14 protein-coding genes are annotated in these 16,729 nt (G+C 70.7%); 7 read left to right on the forward strand and 7 right to left on the reverse strand.

From position 1 onward, the window contains the following. Positions 1-24 precede the first annotated feature (24 nt). From ctaC to ABD262_RS05215, 5 genes are all read left to right on the forward strand, one after another. Positions 25-954 carry an aa3-type cytochrome oxidase subunit II gene (gene ctaC / locus ABD262_RS05195; protein ID WP_344132183.1) on the forward strand — a complete coding sequence of 310 codons (930 nt, stop codon included), beginning with the start codon at positions 25-27 and terminating at the stop codon, positions 952-954. After that, positions 954-2,747 (forward strand): aa3-type cytochrome oxidase subunit I, encoded by a 1,794-nt coding sequence (gene ctaD, locus ABD262_RS05200; protein WP_344132186.1) that lies wholly within the window; start codon positions 954-956, stop codon positions 2,745-2,747. The genes ctaC and ctaD overlap by 1 nt, the downstream gene beginning before the upstream one ends. A gap of 3 nt (positions 2,748-2,750) precedes the next feature. Further along, entirely contained in the window at positions 2,751-3,152 is a 402-nt protein-coding gene (locus ABD262_RS05205) for a cytochrome c oxidase subunit 4 (RefSeq protein ID WP_344132189.1), read from the forward strand. A gap of 451 nt (positions 3,153-3,603) precedes the next feature. Next, positions 3,604-4,797, forward strand: coding sequence for a L,D-transpeptidase (locus ABD262_RS05210; protein WP_344132192.1), 1,194 nt, complete (start codon positions 3,604-3,606; stop codon positions 4,795-4,797). Positions 4,798-4,880: 83 nt separating this feature from the next. After that, entirely contained in the window at positions 4,881-5,927 is a 1,047-nt protein-coding gene (locus ABD262_RS05215; protein ID WP_344132195.1) for an alkaline phosphatase family protein, read from the forward strand. Positions 5,928-5,966: 39 nt separating this feature from the next. Here ABD262_RS05215 and ABD262_RS05220 read toward each other — a convergent pair whose 3' ends face one another. The 5 genes from ABD262_RS05220 to ctaE all read right to left on the reverse strand — a co-directional run bounded on the left by ABD262_RS05220 (position 5,967) and on the right by ctaE (position 10,841). Continuing rightward, complete coding sequence (locus tag ABD262_RS05220) at positions 5,967-6,308, reverse strand: metallopeptidase family protein (RefSeq protein WP_344134531.1); 342 nt, start codon at positions 6,306-6,308, stop codon at positions 5,967-5,969. A 92-nt stretch (positions 6,309-6,400) separates the two neighbouring features. Beyond that, the gene (qcrB, locus tag ABD262_RS05225; RefSeq protein ID WP_344132198.1) at positions 6,401-8,170 is read right to left on the reverse strand and encodes a cytochrome bc1 complex cytochrome b subunit; all 1,770 of its coding nucleotides are present in this window, start codon (positions 8,168-8,170) and stop codon (positions 6,401-6,403) included. Next, complete coding sequence (qcrA, locus tag ABD262_RS05230) at positions 8,167-9,258, reverse strand: cytochrome bc1 complex Rieske iron-sulfur subunit (protein WP_344132201.1); 1,092 nt, start codon at positions 9,256-9,258, stop codon at positions 8,167-8,169. Before qcrA ends, qcrB begins: the two co-directional genes overlap by 4 nt. 85 nt (positions 9,259-9,343) lie before the next feature. Continuing rightward, entirely contained in the window at positions 9,344-10,129 is a 786-nt protein-coding gene (gene qcrC / locus ABD262_RS05235; RefSeq protein WP_344132203.1) for a cytochrome bc1 complex diheme cytochrome c subunit, read from the reverse strand. A gap of 64 nt (positions 10,130-10,193) precedes the next feature. Further along, positions 10,194-10,841 carry an aa3-type cytochrome oxidase subunit III gene (ctaE, locus tag ABD262_RS05240; RefSeq protein WP_486352069.1) on the reverse strand — a complete coding sequence of 216 codons (648 nt, stop codon included), beginning with the start codon at positions 10,839-10,841 and terminating at the stop codon, positions 10,194-10,196. Between the two features lie 114 nt (positions 10,842-10,955). Here ctaE and ABD262_RS05245 point away from each other — a divergent pair, with 114 nt between their 5' ends. Then, complete coding sequence (locus ABD262_RS05245; RefSeq protein WP_344132206.1) at positions 10,956-11,420, forward strand: response regulator; 465 nt, start codon at positions 10,956-10,958, stop codon at positions 11,418-11,420. A gap of 4 nt (positions 11,421-11,424) precedes the next feature. Next, a complete protein-coding gene (gene trpD / locus ABD262_RS05250) occupies positions 11,425-12,522 on the forward strand; it encodes an anthranilate phosphoribosyltransferase (RefSeq protein WP_344132208.1) in 1,098 nt (365 codons plus the stop codon). Between the two features lie 58 nt (positions 12,523-12,580). Here trpD and ABD262_RS05255 read toward each other — a convergent pair whose 3' ends face one another. Further along, positions 12,581-13,966 carry a pyridoxal phosphate-dependent decarboxylase family protein gene (locus tag ABD262_RS05255; RefSeq protein ID WP_344132210.1) on the reverse strand — a complete coding sequence of 462 codons (1,386 nt, stop codon included), beginning with the start codon at positions 13,964-13,966 and terminating at the stop codon, positions 12,581-12,583. 119 nt (positions 13,967-14,085) lie between these two features. After that, a complete protein-coding gene (locus tag ABD262_RS05260; protein WP_344132213.1) occupies positions 14,086-16,641 on the reverse strand; it encodes an SCO7613 C-terminal domain-containing membrane protein in 2,556 nt (851 codons plus the stop codon). Between the last annotated feature and the right edge of the window lie 88 nt (positions 16,642-16,729).

Below are 16,729 nucleotides of genomic sequence, written 5' to 3' on the forward strand. Positions count from 1 at the left end.
CCGGCTGGAGTAGGGTTTGGCGCGATGGCCCATCACTGTCTCGAAGAAGGTGCACCGTTGCGTCAGCACGACGTCTCTGCGCCGCGCCCACAGCGGCGGCGGACTGCTCAGAGGAGAACGACCACGGCTCTCGGGCTGTCGCTCGTCGCCCTCGCCCTCTCCGGCTGCGCCGGGCGCGTCCAGGACGGCTTCCTGCCGCGCGCCGTGACCGAGGGAGGCGAACGTGTCACCTCGCTCTGGAACGGTGCCTGGATCGCCGCGCTCGTCGTCGGCGTCATCGTCTGGGGCCTGATCGGCTGGTGCGTGGTGGCCTACCGTCGCAAGAAGGACGACACCACCCTGCCGGTGCAGCTGCGCTACAACGTGCCGATGGAGATCCTCTACACGATCGTCCCGGTCTTCATGATCGCGGTGCTCTTCTACTACACCGCGCGTGACGAGGCCGCCCTGCTCGACACCTCCAAGCACCCCGACGTCGTCGTCAACGTGGTGGGCAAGAAGTGGAGCTGGGACTTCAACTACGTCAACGAGCAGACCTACGAGAGCGGCACGCAGGCCGAGCTCACGGGGGAGCCGGGCGCCGAGAAGAACCTCCCGACCCTCTACCTGCCGGTCAACAAGCGCACCGAGTTCGTGCTGACCGCGCGTGACGTCATCCACTCGTTCTGGGTCCCGGCCTTCCTCCAGAAGCTCGACATGATCCCCGGCCGGGTCAACAAGTTCCAGGTCTTCCCGACCGAGACCGGCGACTTCAAGGGCAAGTGCGCAGAGCTCTGCGGCGCCTACCACTCGCAGATGCTGTTCAACGTCAAGGTCGTCGACCAGGCGACCTACGACCAGCACATCGCCGAGCTCAAGGCCCAGGGCAACAACGGCCAGCTCGACAACAGCCTGAACCCGTCCAAGGTCATGGACGAGGATCAGAACCTCATCCCGAGTGCAGGGAGCAACTGATGGCAGCGGCAACCGAGTCGACCACCGGGACCTACTACCGGTCCACCGAGGCGACCTCGACCCGTCGGCTCACCAAGGGCCAGACCGTCGTGAAGTGGGCCTCGACCACCGACCACAAGGTCATCGGCAACCTCTACTTCATCACGTCGTTCATCTTCTTCATGTTCGGCGGCGTGCTCGCCCTGCTGATCCGTGCCGAGCTCTTCAAGCCCGGCCTGCAGGTGGTGGACAACCCCGAGCAGTTCAACCAGCTGTTCACCATGCACGGCACGATCATGTTGCTGCTCTTCGCGACCCCGCTGTTCGCGGGGTTCGCGAACGCGCTCATGCCGATCCAGATCGGTGCCCCCGACGTCGCGTTCCCGCGGCTCAACATGTTCGCCTACTGGCTCTACCTGTTCGGTGGCCTGATCGCCTCGGCCGGCTTCCTCACGCCGTCGGGTGCGGCGTCGTTCGGGTGGTTCGCCTACTCGCCCCTCTCCGACGCCTCCAACAGCCCCGGCCTCGGCGGCGACCTGTGGGTCTTCGGCCTCGCCCTCGGTGGCTTCGGCACCATCCTCGGCGCCGTCAACTTCATCACCACGATCATCTGCATGCGTGCCCCCGGCATGACCATGTTCCGGATGCCGATCTTCACCTGGACGATCCTCATCACCAGCCTGCTCGTGCTGATGGCGTTCCCGGTGCTGGCCTCCGCCCTGCTCGCCCTCGGCGCCGACCGCAAGTTCGGGGCACAGATCTTCGAGGCCGACAACGGTGGGCCGATGCTCTGGCAACACCTGTTCTGGTTCTTCGGCCACCCCGAGGTTTACATCATCGCGCTGCCGTTCTTCGGGATCATCTCCGAGATCCTCCCGGTGTTCTCGCGCAAGCCGATCTTCGGCTACAAGACCCTCGTCTTCGCCACCATCGGCATCGCCGCCCTCTCGGTCACCGTGTGGGCCCACCACATGTACGCGACGGGCCAGGTGCTCCTGCCGTTCTTCGCGGTGATGACGATGCTCATCGCCGTGCCCACGGGCGTGAAGTTCTTCAACTGGATCGGCACGATGTGGGGCGGCAAGCTCTCCTTCGAGACGCCGATGCTCTGGGCCATCGGCTTCCTGGTCACCTTCCTGTTCGGTGGCCTGACCGGCATCATCCTGTCCAGCCCGGCGCTCGACTTCCACCTGTCCGACAGCTACTTCGTCGTGGCGCACTTCCACTACGTGGTGTTCGGCACCGTGGTCTTCGCGATGTTCGCGGGCTTCTACTTCTGGTGGCCCAAGTTCACCGGCCGGATGCTCGACGAGACCCTGGGCAAGATCCACTTCTGGATGCTCTTCATCGGCTTCCACACCACCTTCCTCATCCAGCACGTGCTGGGCGTCGACGGCATGCCCCGTCGCTACGCCGACTACCTGCCCGAGGACGGCTTCACGTGGATGAACCAGGTCTCCACGTTCGGTGCGTTCCTGCTGGCGGCCTCGACGCTCCCGTTCCTCTACAACGTCTGGAAGACCTGGCGCACCGCGCCCCTGGTCGAGACCGACGACCCGTGGGGTTACGGCGCATCGCTCGAGTGGGCCACCTCGTGCCCGCCGCCGCGGCACAACTTCGACACCATCCCGCGGATCCGCTCCGAGCGCCCGGCGTTCGACCTGCACCACCCCGAGGCGGCACCGCTCTCGGGCGTGCACGCCGACCCCGACACGCTGACCCGGATCATGGCCGAGACCCGTGCGGGCCAAGAGCACGTGACGGGCGAGTTCGACCACGACAAGCACCCGCGGTACCACGAGGAGCGTGACTGACCCGTGAAGATCGAGTACAAGCTCTTCATCGTCCTGGCGGCCTTCTTCGCCCCCGTCGGGCTCGCCTACGGCATCTTCACGGACTGGAAGGAGCCGGTCGGCCCGGCCGGTCTGTTCCTGTCCGCAGGGCTGGGCGCGATGATCGCGTTCTACCTGTGGGCCACGGCGCGCCGGTTGCCCGAGCGCCCGGAGGACAACCCGGGTGGGGAGATCGCCGAGCAGGAGGGCGAGTACGGCTTCTTCAGCCCGCACTCCTGGTGGCCCCTGCCGCTGGCCGGTGCGGCGGCGCTCTGCTTCCTCGGCCTGGCGGTCGGCTGGTGGCTGTTCATCATCGGCGCCACGTTCGGCGTGGTCGCCCTCGTGGGTTGGACGTTCGAGTACTTCAAGGGCCCGCACGCCGTCTGAGCACGGCGGGACGGCTCCTTCGGCCGGGTGTGACCTCCGCGGGTCGCGCCCGGCCGTCCTGCGTCCGGTCATTCGCCAGACTTACCCGCAGGTAGGTCGGCTTTGCCTGCATTGGTGCCCGGTTGCGTGTCCTGGGTTGCAGCATCGTGGTGTCGGGGGCATCACCGTCGAACAGGTAGACTGGGCCCCGGTCCGCGCAGGGGCGGGCCGTCGGGCTCTTCAGGGGCTCGGGCTCAGGGGGCCTGGCGCGAGTTCGTGACCGCCCGGCCAGACACAGTTGCATAGCCAACCATTCAGGCCTGTCCGGCGTCTGCCGGGATGACGGCCATCGTCGGGCGGGTCCTGCGGCTGTGGCCGAGGACGCGACACGTACAGTTCACGCACAGGGCGCCAGGTGGCGCAGAGCACAGGAGTACACGTGGTGGGTAGGACTCAAGGGGCACGACTGGCCGTGGCTGCGGCTGTGGTCGCGGGCCTGGCCCTGGTGGCCGGCTGCTCGGGCAGCGTCGACAGCCCGTCGACCGACAACGTCGCCGGCTCCCGCTCCTCGTCCTCCTCGTCCTCGTCCTCGGCGACCCCGACGCCGGCCGAGCTGACCATCACGCCGGCCAAGGGCGCGACGGACGTGCTGCCGACCGAGCCGGTGGTGGTCTCGGCCACGACCGGGACCCTCGGCGACGTCACCGTCACCGACGCCAAGGGCCGCAAGGTCGCCGGCAAGCTGGGCGACGACGGCACCTGGAAGTCCAGCGGACTGCTTGCTCCCAGCGCGGCATACACGGTCAGCGCCAAAGCCACCGGTGAGGACGGCACGCCCTCCACGACCACCTCGACCTTCACCACCCTCAAGCCCAAGGTCATCGCGACCTACGGCATCCTCAACTCCGGCGCGACCGTGGGCGTCGGTATGCCGGCCAGCATCCAGTTCGACTCGGCGGTCACCAGCGCGAAGATGCGCGCCGAGGTCGAGAAGCGGGTCACGGTCACCACCTCGCCCAAGCAGGCAGGTGCCTGGGGCTGGCTCGACAACCGGCAGCTCATGTGGCGCCCCGCGAACTACTGGAAGCCAGGCACCACGGTCACCGTCACGGCCTCGCTGACCGGCGTCCAGACCGGCGAGGACAAGTGGGTGGGCAACGACGACAGCGCGAGCTTCACCGTGGGCTCGTCGATGATCTCCACGGTCGACATCAAGGGTCACCAGATGACGGTCCGTCGTGGTGGTCAGGTCATCAAGGTGATCCCGGTCAGCACCGGGCGCCCGGGCGCGACGACCGAGACCCGGTCGGGGACCAAGGTGATCATCCGCAAGGAGGGCCACGTCACGATGGACTCGACGACCATCGGCATCCCCAAGGGCAAGCCCGGCTACTACAAGGAGGAGACGGACTGGAACCTCCGGGTCACCTGGACCGGTGAGTACCTCCACTCCGCCCCGTGGTCGGTGGGCGCCCAGGGCAACGCCAACGTCAGCCACGGCTGCGTGAACATGTCACCGGCCAACGCCAAGTGGATGTTCGAGAACTCCAAGGTGGGCGACGTCGTCAACTTCATCGGCTCCAACCGTCCGTTCCTGCCGACCGAGGGCATCGGTGTCTGGCAGTATTCCTTCGCGAAGTGGAAGGCCCAGAGCGCCCTCGTCTGAGCCGAGCCGGCCGAGCCCTCGAAGGGAGCGCGGTGTCGCCGAGTCGTAGCCCGCTGGTCCGTCGCCCGCTGGACCGTCGCCCCATGGCTGGTCGCCTGGTGCGTGGTCGCTCGAGGACGCACCGCGCCAGCCTGCTCCTGACCGGTTCGGCGCTGGCCGTGCTGGCCCTCATCGGGTGCTCGGGCTCGTCGGCGCCTGCAGCGGCCAGCGGCGCGGGTACGACCACCGCCACGTCGACCACCACGTCGACCACCACGGCAGGTCCGGCGACGAGCACGACGACCGGGGCCGCCACGGTCACCACCGCCACGAGCTCCAGCGCGTCGTCGGCGATGGGGTCGGGCGGAGGGCGTCTGCCGGTCAGCAAGCTGATCGTGTTCGTCGTGGAGAACCACTCGCTGGCGCAGATGCGTGCGCAGATGCCCTACACCTACCGGCTCGCGAGGACCTACGGCTACGCGACCAGCTACTTCGGGGTGACCCACCCGTCCCTGCCGAACTACCTCGCGATCGCGTCGGGCAGCACCCACGGCGTCACGACGGACAAGCCCCCGGCCGAGGTCCCCGTGGGTGGCCCCACGGTGTTCGGCCGGGCGATCGCAGCCGGCCGGACGGCGGCGGTCTACGCCGACGCGATGCCCGTCAACTGCGGCCTGGTGTCCAGCGGGCGGTATGCGGTCAAGCACAACCCCTGGGCCTACTTCTCGCAGGAGCGGGCGCTGTGCCGCAAGCACGACCTGCCGGTGTCGGCGCTGGGGCCCGCGGTCGACGCGGGCACCCTCCCGAACGCCGCGATGGTCGTCCCCGACCTGTGCCACGACGCCCACAACTGCAGCCTGGCGACGGCGGACCGGTGGTTCCAGGGGTGGATGACGAGGATCGAGGCCGGCCCCGACTGGAGGTCAGGACGGCTCGCCGTCGTGCTCACCGCCGACGAGGACGACAAGACGGCCGGCAACCGGGTGCTCACCGTGGTGGCCCACCCCAGCCAGCAACACCGGGTGGTGACGGCCAGACTCGACCACTACTCGCTGACCCGGCTCTACGCCGAGGTCACGCGCACCACGCCGCTCGGACGCGCGCAGACCGCCAGGTCGATGGCCGTGGCGTTCGACCTGCCGCTGCCCTGACGCCGACTCCCTGGGCAGCCCCGCCCCGCCTGGCTCGGCTCAGCCCCAGCCGAGCGCGTGCAGGCGCTCGTCGTCGATGCCGAAGTGGTGGGCGATCTCGTGGACCACGGTCACGGCGATCTCGTCGAGCAGGTCCTCACGGTCCTCGCACATCCGGGTCAGCGGACCGCGGAAGATGGTGATCCGGTCGGGGAGCGCCCCCGCCCACGCGTCACCGCGCTCGGTGAGGGGCGTGCCGTCGTAGACCCCGAGCAGGTCCGGGTCGCTGGACGGGGGCTCGGCCTCGACGAAGAAGACCACGTTGTCGAGCAGCCTCATCAGCTCAGGCGGGACGGCGTCCAACGCATCGCCCACCGCCTGCTCGAACTCCGCCGCGTCCATCTCCACCACGGGGCCCAGCCTGCCACGCGCGGCCCTGGGAGCCCGAGACGCCCCGGAGGGACCTCCGGGGCGTCTCGGGACCAGCTCGTGCCTCAGGGACGCTTGGGGGGCTCCCTGTGGGCGCTCTCGAGGGCGGGGCGGCTCTCGTCGCTGCCCGCCTCGATCGCTCCGAGGGACTCGTGCCCGTGACCGTCGTGGTGGGCCGCCGCGAGCTCGGCCGGGGTGACCGGGTTGATCGAGTCGGTGAAGTAGAACCGGGACAGCGCCGAGCGGGCCTTGTCCTTGCGTGCGGTGGGGGAGGCCACCCCGTGCTCGTCGGTCGCCCGCTCGAGGGTGAGCACCTCGTGGGGGTCGTGCTGCACGAGGTTCCAGCGGGTGAACTCGTCGAGCGGCTCGTGCTGCTCGAAGAACTTCCCGTCCGCGGTCCGGATGATGCGACCGGTCTCCCGGCCGTGCAGCACCAGGTCACGGTCCTTGCGCTGCAGCGACAGGCAGATCCGCTTGGTCACCCAGAACACGATCGGGGGAGCGATGAAGAACGCCGCCCGCAGGATGTGGGTGATGTCGTTGATGGACAGGTGCAGCTTGATCGCCATCAGGTCGTTGCCCGCGGCGAACATGAGCACGCCGTAGGCCGTCAGCCCAGCCATCCCCAGACCCGTGCGAGTGGGGTTGTTGCGCGGCCGGTCGAGCAGGTGGTGCTCGCGGTTGTCGCCGGTCACCCACTTCTCCAGGAACGGGTAGACGGCCATCAGCCCGTACATCACGGGGATGAGCAGGATGGCGCCGATCATGACGTTGAACGAGAAGGTGAACCCGAACGCCGTGAACTCCAGCCAGCCGGGCAGGAGGCGTAGCGCTCCGTCGGCGAAGCCCATGTACCAGTCGGGCTGGGAGCCGGCTGTCACGGGAGACGGGTCGTAGGGTCCGTAGGCCCAGATCGGGTTGATCGTGACCAGGCCCGAGATGAGGGCGATGACCCCGAAGACGATGAAGAAGAAGCCACCGGCCTTCGCGGCGTAGACCGGCATCACCGGGAAGCCGACGACGTTGTCGTTGGTGCGACCCGGCCCGGGGAACTGGGTGTGCTTGTGCACGAAGACCAGCCCGATGTGGGCGGTGAACAGGCCGACCAGGATCGCCGGGAGCAGCAGGACGTGGACCGAGAACAGGCGGGGGATGATCGCCTCGCCGGGGAACGGTCCGTCGAAGAGCGCGAACGACAGGTAGGACCCGAGCACGGGCACCGAGCGCATGAAGCCCTCAGCGGCGCGCAGGCCGGTGCCGGACAGCAGGTCGTCCGGGAGCGAGTAGCCCGCGAAGCCCTCGATCAGCGCCAGCATCGACAGGATGCAGCCGATCACCCAGTTGATCTCGCGCGGCTTGCGGAAGGCGCCGGTGAAGAAGACGCGGAGCATGTGGACCGACAGCGCCACGATGAACATCAGCGCGGCCCAGTGGTGGATCTGGCGGATCAGGAGGCCGCCGCGGATGTCGAACGAGATGTCGACGGTGGAGCGGAACGCCTCGGACATCGTGATGCCACGCAGCGGCAGGTAGGAGCCGTCGTAGACGACCTGGCCGGCGCTCGGGACGAACCAGAAGGTGAGGAACGTGCCCGAGAGCAGGCAGATGATCATGGAGTACATGGCGACTTCGCCAAGCATGAAGGACCAGTGCTCGGGGAAGACCTTCTTCATGAGGTAGCCCACCGGCTTGGCGGCACCGGTGCGGTCGTCGAGCCACCCGGCGACCCCGCCGACGGCCTTCAGGCCGCCGGGGGTGGGCGCCTCGGGCGTGACGTCGTCCTTGCGCAGACGATCGATCGGGTCGGCTGACCCGGTGTGTCCGTTGCTGCTCATGCGGAACCACGCTCCCAGAAACTCGGACCGACAGCCTCACGGAACGGGGCGTCGGCCACCAGGTAACCCTCGGAATCGACGGTGATCTTCAGCTGCGGCAAGGGGCGCTTGGCCGGGCCGAAGATGACCTTGCAGTCCTGCGTCACGTCGAACGTCGACTGGTGGCAGGGGCAGAGCAGGTGGTGGGTCTGCTGTTCGTACAGACCGACGGGGCAACCCACGTGGGTGCAGATCTTGGAGTAGGCGACGATGCCCTCGTGGCCCCAGTCGCGCTCCTTCTGGGGCTTGATGTCCTCGGGGTTCAGGCGCATCAGGAGGACCGCGGCCTTGGCCTTGTCCTCGAGGACGTGCTCGGAGTCCTTGATCGACTCGGGCAGCACGTGGAAGACCGAGCCGATGGTGACCTGGTCGGCGCGGATCGGCGTGCGCTCGGGGTCGCGGACGAGCCGGTCGCCCTTCTTCCACATGGTGCGCGACAGCTGGTCCTTGGGGAGCGGGCCCAGGCCGCCGACGAGGGGCAGCAGGATCGCGATCGGCGGCAGCGCGAGCGCGCCGGCGAGCGAGAACTTGATGAGGGGGCGACGGCCGAGCTGGGCCTTCTCGCCACCCTCCATGAGGTTGGTGACGACCCGCTGGCGGTCGGCGTCACTGGCCCGCTGGGGGTGCCGCTCCTCGACCGACTCGGTGTCGGGCATGAGGGTCTTGGCCCAGTGGACGGCCCCGACGCCGCAGCCGAGCAGGGCCAGCCCCATGGTGACCCCGAGGGCCACGTTGTAGATGCTGGCGTTGCCGATGCCGGGGATGAAGCCGGACTTCTCGGGGTCGATCACGAAGTAGGCCAGGACGAACAGGACGGTGCCCAGGCTGGAGAGCCCGAAGAGGGCCGCGACCTGCTTCTCGGCGCGCTTGGCGCCCTTCTCGTCGAGGTCGGACATGCGGGCCACGTGCGGCGGCAGGCCGGGGTTCTCGAAGCGCGCCGGCAGCCCGCCGGTGCCCTCGACGTGGCCCTGGTCGAGGCGTACCGCGGTGGAGCCGTAGCCGTCGCCGGTGCCGACGACCTCGCCGTGCGGCGTGTCGTGTTCGCTCATCGTGTCGTCGATCCTGTCGAGTCGCGGTGGTCAGATCCAGTGTCGCCGCACGGGGCCGTTGTGGCCAGCGATGGTGACGCAGTCATCACGCGGCCTTGCGGCCGAGCCAGACGGCGAAGCCGACCATGATGCCGAGGCCGAAGATCCAGACGAACAGTCCTTCGGAGACCGGGCCGAGGTTGCCCAGGGCCATGCCGCCGACGTTCTCCTGCTTGTCGACCTCGTGGAGGTAGGCGACGATGTCGTTCTTGGCGTCGGGGGAGATGTTGTCGTCGCTGAAGACGGGCATCGACTGGGGCCCGGACACCATGGCCTCGTAGATGTGCTTGCCCTCGACGTTGCGCAGGGACGGGGCGTACTTGCCCCGGGTGAGCGCGCCACCCGAACCGGCGAAGTTGTGGCACATGGCGCAGTTGACGCGGAACAGCTCGGCGCCGAGGGCGACGTCGCCTCCCTCACCGCTGGTGTACTCCGCGTCGGGCACGGCCGGGCCGGGGGCCAGCGAGGCGACGTAGGCGGCGACGGCCGCGATCTGCTCCGGCGTGAAGCGGACCTTGTCGGCGCGCGGCGCCTGCACGTTCGGGGCAGCCATCGGCATACGCCCGGTGCCCATCTGGAAGTCCACGGCGGCGGCGCCGACGCCCGGGAGGGCGGGGCCGGCCTTGGTGCCCTGGGCCTGCAGGCCGTGGCAGGTGGCGCAGTTGGCCAGGAAGAGCTTCTTGCCCTCCTCGACCGAGCTGGCAGCGGCGGTGGCGGCGTCGGCCTGCTTGGGAGCGAAGGCCGAGTAGGCGACCCCGGTGAGGATCAGGCCCAGGAGCAGGAGCAGGGCGATCGCGGCCGGGTGTCGGCGGCGGGCGGCCAAGGCGTTCACGGTGCGGTCCTGTCGACGGAGGTGGGCAGGGCTGGCTGAGGGTGCTGGTGGAGCATCGTGCGGGTCACTTCAGCAGGTAGATCGTCGCGAAGAGCGCGATCCACACCACGTCGACGAAGTGCCAGTAGTAGGAGGTCACGACAGCACCCGCGGCCTGCGCGTGGCTGTAGTGCCTGGTGGTGAAGGTGCGGCCGATGATGAGCAGGAAGGCGAGGAGGCCGCCGGTCACGTGCATGGCGTGGAAACCGGTCGTGAGGTAGAAGACCGAGCCGTAGGCGGTGGACGACAGCGTGATGTTCTCGTGGACGAGCTCGGAGTACTCGAGGACCTGGCCCGACACGAAGATCGCGCCGAAGATGTAGGTCAGCACGTACCACTCACGCATGCCCCAGCTCTTCACCGCGAGGACGCTGGCGTCGCCGCGGTGCGGCTTGCCGTGCTCTGCCGCGTGGACGCCGAGCTGGCACCACACCGACGAGATCACGAGGATGATCGTGTTGATGGTGGCGAACGGGACGTTGAGCACCTCCGTCGAGGTGTCCCACAGGCGCGGCTCGACCGAGCGGATCGTGAAGTACATCGCGAACAGGCCCGCGAAGAACATCAGCTCGCTGGAGAGCCAGACGATGGTGCCAACCGACACCATGTTGGGTCGGGACACCGGCCCGTGGCCGGGGATGCTCCCGGCCGAGCGAGCGGGTTCAGAGGTCACTGGAGATGCGGTCGCCACGTGCGCCAGATTAGCCACATTCCCAGTTCGGCACACCGTCGACCCCCCGATGGGCGCGTGACCGCGCCGAAACCCCGCACCGGTAGCATCTGCGCCATGACCGCTTCGCACGCGACCGCCGCCGACATCCCGACCTCGTCGGGGTCCCAGGCAGGGTCTGAGCCCCGCAGGATCTCGGTGCTTCTCTACAGCGACGACAAGACCACCCGGGACGCCGTCCGCGTCACCGTGGGTCGTCGTCCGGCGCGCGACGTCGAGGTCTCCTCGTGGCGTGAGTGCGCCACGGCAGCGGCGGTGATCGAGGCCGTCGAGAACGCCTCGTTCGACGTCCTCATCCTCGACGGCGAGGCCGCCCCGACCGGTGGGCTCGGCCTGTGCCGCCAGCTCAAGAGCGAGATCTTCGCCTGCCCGCCGATCCTGGTCCTGACCGGTCGCCCGCAGGACGGCTGGCTGGCCACCTGGTCGCTCGCCGACCTGGCCGTCCCCCACCCGCTCGACCCGATCGCCCTGGCCTCGGCCGTGGCCGAGCTGGGTCGCGGCGGGCGTCCCAGCGCGTCCTGAGACCGTGACCGCGCGCGAGCCGGCCGGTCACAGCTGGCCGGACCTGCTCACCCTGCTCATCGCCGGTGAGCACCTGAGCACCGACCAGGCCGCCTGGGCGATGAACGAGATCATGGGTGGCGAGGCCTCACCGGTCCAGGTCGCCGGCTTCCTCGTCGCGCTGCGGTCCAAGGGCGAGACGGTCGAGGAGCTGCGCGGGCTGGCCGACGTCATGCTCGCCCACGCCAACCAGATCGAGGTGCCGGGGCCGAGCCTCGACATCGTCGGCACCGGCGCAGACCGCTCCAACACGGTCAACATCTCGACGATGGCCTCGGTCGTCATCGCCGCCAGCGGGGTCAAGGTCGTCAAGCACGGCAACCGCGCGGCGTCGTCCGCCTCCGGCTCGGCCGACGTCCTGGAGGCGCTCGGCGTCAACCTCACGCTCACGCCGGCCCAGGTGGCCCAGGTGGCCGCCGACGCGGGCATCACGTTCTGCTTCGCCCAGGCCTTCCACCCGGCCATGCGGCACGCCGCGGCGGCCCGCAGCGGCCTCGGCGTCGGCACCGCCTTCAACGTCCTCGGCCCGCTGACCAACCCGGCCCGTCCCACCTACGCCGCCGTGGGGGTCGCCGACCCGCGGATGGCGCCACTCATCGCCGGGGTCTTCGCCGGTCGTGGCAAGGACGCGGCCGTCTTCCGTGGCGACGACGGGCTCGACGAGCTGACCCTGAGCACGACCTCGACCGTGTGGTGGGTGCGGGACGGCGCGGTCACCCAGCGCGTCTTCGACCCGCTGCACGTGGGTCTCGAGCGGCAGCCCGTCGAGGCGCTGCGTGGCGCGGACGCCGCGCACAACGCCCAGGTCGCCCGTGACCTCTTCGGCGGCGAACGCGGCGCGGTGCGTGACGCGGTGGTGCTCAACGCCGGCCTGGCGCTCGCGGTGGCCGGTCGCGACGTCCCAGGCGGTGCGGAGCCGGCGGCTCACGACGCCACCGACGAGGCGTTCGCTGCGGGCGTGCGCGCCGGCATGGACCTGGCCGAGGAAGCGCTCGACTCGGGTGCGGCCGCCGCGAAGCTCGAGCAGTGGGCCGTCGCGACGCAGCGCCCCGCCCCGGCCTGACACCTCGGCACCACCACCCGGTGCCGGCCGGTCGGCCGTTGCAGCCAGCAGTCGCCAGTCAGCTGCCCGCGTCCTGGGCGGCCACCCGCAGGATCGCGGCGACGGAGCGGTCCACGTCCTCCTCGGTCGTCGACCAGTTCGACACGGAGACACGCATGAGCCGGCGTCCGTGCCACGTGGTGGCGCCGAGCCAGCAGGTGCCCTCGCGCTGGACGCCGTCGACGATGCGGTCGGTGCGCTCGTCGCTGCCGAAGCCGACCAGCACCTGGTTGAGGACCACGTCGTTGACGACCTCTGCGCCACCGGCCTCGAGACCGTCGGCGAAGCGTCGGGCCAGCGTGCAGCAGCGTTCGACGAGGTCGGCCACGCCATCGCGTCCGAGCTCGCGCAGAGCCGCCCACACAACGAATCCCCTTGCCCTCCTTGAGGATTCGGGCACCAGATCGCCCATGGCCGGCGTCGCCCCACCCTGTCCGGTCAGGTATGCCGCGGTGTAGGACAGCGACCCTGCGTGCACCTGGCCGTGGGCGCAGATCGCGAAGCCGCAGTCGTACGGCACGTTGAGCCACTTGTGCCCGTCGCACGACCACGAGTCCGCGAGGTCGACGCCGTCCACCAGGTGCGCCCGGGCCGGGCTCGCTCCCGCCCAGAGCCCGAACGCGCCATCGACGTGCACCCAGGCACCGTGCCGCCGAGCCACCGCGCAGGCCGCCCGCAGGTCGTCGCACGCGCCGGTGTTGACGTTGCCGGACTGGAGGCACACGATCGTCGGCCCCGGCTCCGAGCGGGCCAGCACCGCCTCGAGGTCGGCGACGTCGATGGCACCGTTGGCGTCCGTCGCCACCTCCTCGACGACCGCCGTCCCGAAGCCGATCAGCCGCAGCGCTCGGTCGATGGTCGCGTGGCGTTCGACGCTCGCCACGACCCGCACCCGTGGGGCGCCGATCAGCCCATCGCGCTCGACGTCCCAGCCAGCCGCGGCGAGCACGTGGTGACGGGCGGTCGCGAGGCTGACGGTGTTGGCGCCCTGGGCTCCGGTGACGAACCCGACCGTGGCCTCGCCCGGCAACCCGAGCAGGTCCTTCAGCCAGCCGCCCGCGAGGTCCTCGGCGACCGCCGCCGCGGGGGAGAGCGTCGCGTTGAACGCGCACTGGTCCCAGCCGACCGCGACCATGTCGGCAGCACTCGCGGCCGGCAACGCCCCGCCGATGACGAAGCCGAAGAAGCGCGGGCCGGGGGTGCCGACCAGCCCCGGCCCGAACGTGTCGACCAGCTCGTCGAGGACCTGACCGGCCGGGGTCGGCCGGTCGTGCAGGGTCACGTCGACGGACCGGCGCAGCTCCGGCGCGGACGAACGGGCCGCGACAGGCGCCTCGGCCACGGCCGCCCGGTGGTCGGCCGCCACACGGGCAGCCCTGGCAAACAAGGTGGTGAGGTCGTCCATGACGCGAAGGTACGCCGCCTGGCAATGGGCGTGCCTCCACTTCTGGCCATCCGAGGCGCTCGGCGGCGCGGTTCCGACCTGCGGGTGCCACCCCCGTTGCCAGTGGTCGGGGAGGAGGGTCAGGACATGGAGGCCAACCAGCTCACGGCCTGCCGGGCGTCGGCCCGACGCTGCTCGTAGCGGGCCCCGATGACGAGGAGCGCGATGCCCAGCGTCCCGAGGGTGAGGTAGCGGGGCAGCAGCACGGCATACGGCAGCAGCTGGGTCAGCGCGACCGCCGCGGCGGTGCCTGCGCCCAGCACCACCAGGGCCTGCCAGCGGCGCAGCGCGCCGAGCACCAGGACGACCACGGCGGCGACGACGGTGACCAGCGGGCGGGCCAGGCCGTCGTCGACCATGGTGAAGAGGGCGGACGGCACGAGGGCGACGGCCAGACCGGGTCCGGCCGTGAGCCACGAGCGGTCGCCGAGCTCGCGGTGCGACCACAGCCCCGCGGCGAGGAGCAACCCGGCCAGCGGCAGGGTCCAGGCCTCCAGGGTGGCCACGTCGGCGTCCCAGAGCTCCAGCCACACGGCGGCGGTCAGCGCGACGACGCCGAGGGTGACGACGCCGCGGCGGTGCGGCAGGGCGGCATACCCGACTGCGACGAGCCCGTATGCCGCGGCGGCCACCGAGGCGGCGTGCGGCCAGGACCGCTCCATGGCGACCATCACGGCAGTGGCCGCGACGAGGACCGCCACGCTGCCGAGGACCAGCTCCTCGGTGCGCTGCCGACGCCACTGCGCCAGCGCCGCCAGGCCGAACGCGGCTGCGGCGAGCACCACCCACTGCGAGCGGGGGCCGACCAGACCGCCGGCCAGCCAGAGCGCCCAGGCCGACGCCACCGCGGTGGTGCCGGTGGCGAGGGCTCGCAGGTGCGCACGCAGGACGGCGGTGGCAGCCCCGGTGAGCGCGACGAGCACGAGGACGGTGATCACCACTGCGTCTGCCAGGGACGCCGCCAGGGCCGCGGCCAGGGCGCCGAAGAGGGTGAGGTGGCCGACGACGGCCAGGGGCGCCTCCTCCGGTTCGGCCCGACGCAGCAAGGCGATGGCGACGACGGCCGCTCCCGTGCCCGCGGCTGCGAGCACCGAGGCGGCGTCGGTGAACATCGAGCCGCTGAGCGCTGCTGCGCCCACCGTGGCGACTGCCCCGACGGCACTGGCGGCCGCCCGCCAGGCCTGTCGGTGCACCGCCGCCGTCGCGGCCACGAGCGCGGTGGCGGTCAGGGCGATGGTCGTCGCCGGTCGGGACCCCTCGACGGCACAGACGAACACGAGCACGCCGAGCACCGCACCGGCCTGGGCCTCGACCCAGGCGACGCCGAGCGAGGTGGTGCGTGCGCGGGCGACCGCGAGCCAGGTGGCGACCACCGCTGCGACGAGGCTGAGCCCGGCTGACCAGAAGGCGCCCAGCTGCAGTGCCAGCCCCAGGATCGCAGTCGGACCTGACACCGTCGCCACGACGGCGACCACCCCGAGCGCGCGCCAGTCGCCGGCCAGCGGCCGCCCGGTCCAGTCGACGCGGACGGCGGACCGGCTGCCGAGCCGGGCGGCCCGGACCGCGACCACGCGTCGCACGAGCAGAGCACCCGCGACGGCAAGGGTCGCCAGGAGCGCAACACTGGCCAGGCCGTCGGCCTGAAGCTGGTCGACCACGGGCCCGTCGACGCGGGGACCGGTGGGGCGCGACAGGGCGTCGAGCCCGGCAGAGAGCGCCCCGACGGCCGCGGCGACGGCCGAGAAGGCAGTCCACCCCCCGGCGGGACCGGTGGCGGCGCGCCGGGTCAGACCGAACGATGCAGGGACGACCAGGTGCAGGACACCGAACAGCACTGCGCCGGCCAGCGCGAGGGCTGCGGTGGCTGAGGCGTTGGAGGCGAAGGCCACGATGCCTGCCCAGCCGAGCGAGGCGGCGGTCAGCGAGAGCAGCGCGAAGCCCGCGATCCTGCGGTCGGTGCGGTGCAGGACCGCGAGGAGGACGGCGGCCAGCAGGCCGGTGACCGCGGTGTAGGTGCGTCCGTCGACCGAGTCGAGGCCGGCCAGGCCGAACCGGCGCGCTGCAGCCACGTCGAGGAGCAGGAGGCCACCGGCGACCAGGGCCAGGGCCTCGGCACTGCTGGGCAGGCGGCGCCGGGACAGGACCAGCGAGGCCGCCGTGGCCGCGGCGGTGAACCCGGCCATCACCAGGAGCTGACCCACGATGCCGATGAGGAACCACGCGATCGCGAGCGCGATCGACCCGGCCACCAGGACCAGCAGCACCCCGATCGCCAGCAGCGTCTGCTGGGTGGTCCAGGTGCGGCGAGCCACGGTGGCGGCGCGCTGCGGCTCCGCGGGAGGTGCGGTCTCCTGCAGCCCCTGCCCGGTCATCGCCTCGGCGGCGCGGGGTGCCGCGTCTGCTGCGGACCCAGGAGTCGTGGCGAAGGTGTGGGCGGCGACGGGGGCGGTGCTGACCTCGCCGGCGCGCAGGGCCGCGATCAGCCCGGTCCGCTCGCGCTGCAGCGTCGCCAGGGTCTGGTCGACCTGCCAGAGCCGCTGGGCGTTCGGTCCGGTGAGGGGGAGGTGGCATCCCGGGCACGAGGTGGGCGACTCGGGCAGGAAGCGGCTGCAGGCAGGGCAGGGGATGGGCGACATCGGTCCTCCGGAGGGTGCGGGCGCTCCAGCGCTCGGTGGGACGAGTCTGCTGGTCAGGAGGGGTGTCGCGGATGCGTGTTGCTACTCA

The sequence above is a fragment of the Pedococcus bigeumensis genome (assembly GCF_039531795.1).
Classification (GTDB): Bacteria; Actinomycetota; Actinomycetes; order Actinomycetales; family Dermatophilaceae; genus Pedococcus; species Pedococcus bigeumensis.

Bases quoted from the DNA above. Each gene is read 5' to 3' on its own strand.
- ctaC (WP_344132183.1), top strand. From the start codon at position 25: ATGGCCCATCACTGTCTCGAAGAAGGTGCACCGTTGCGTCAGCACGAC.
- ctaD (WP_344132186.1), top strand. From the start codon at position 954: ATGGCAGCGGCAACCGAGTCGACCACCGGGACCTACTACCGGTCCACC.
- ABD262_RS05245 (WP_344132206.1), top strand. From the start codon at position 10,956: ATGACCGCTTCGCACGCGACCGCCGCCGACATCCCGACCTCGTCGGGG.
- qcrB (WP_344132198.1), bottom strand. From the start codon at position 8,170: ATGAGCAGCAACGGACACACCGGGTCAGCCGACCCGATCGATCGTCTG.
- ABD262_RS05260 (WP_344132213.1), bottom strand. From the start codon at position 16,641: ATGTCGCCCATCCCCTGCCCTGCCTGCAGCCGCTTCCTGCCCGAGTCG.
- ABD262_RS05215 (WP_344132195.1), top strand. From the start codon at position 4,881: ATGGCTGGTCGCCTGGTGCGTGGTCGCTCGAGGACGCACCGCGCCAGC.
- ABD262_RS05255 (WP_344132210.1), bottom strand. From the start codon at position 13,966: ATGGACGACCTCACCACCTTGTTTGCCAGGGCTGCCCGTGTGGCGGCC.
- ABD262_RS05220 (WP_344134531.1), bottom strand. From the start codon at position 6,308: ATGGACGCGGCGGAGTTCGAGCAGGCGGTGGGCGATGCGTTGGACGCC.
- qcrA (WP_344132201.1), bottom strand. From the start codon at position 9,258: ATGAGCGAACACGACACGCCGCACGGCGAGGTCGTCGGCACCGGCGAC.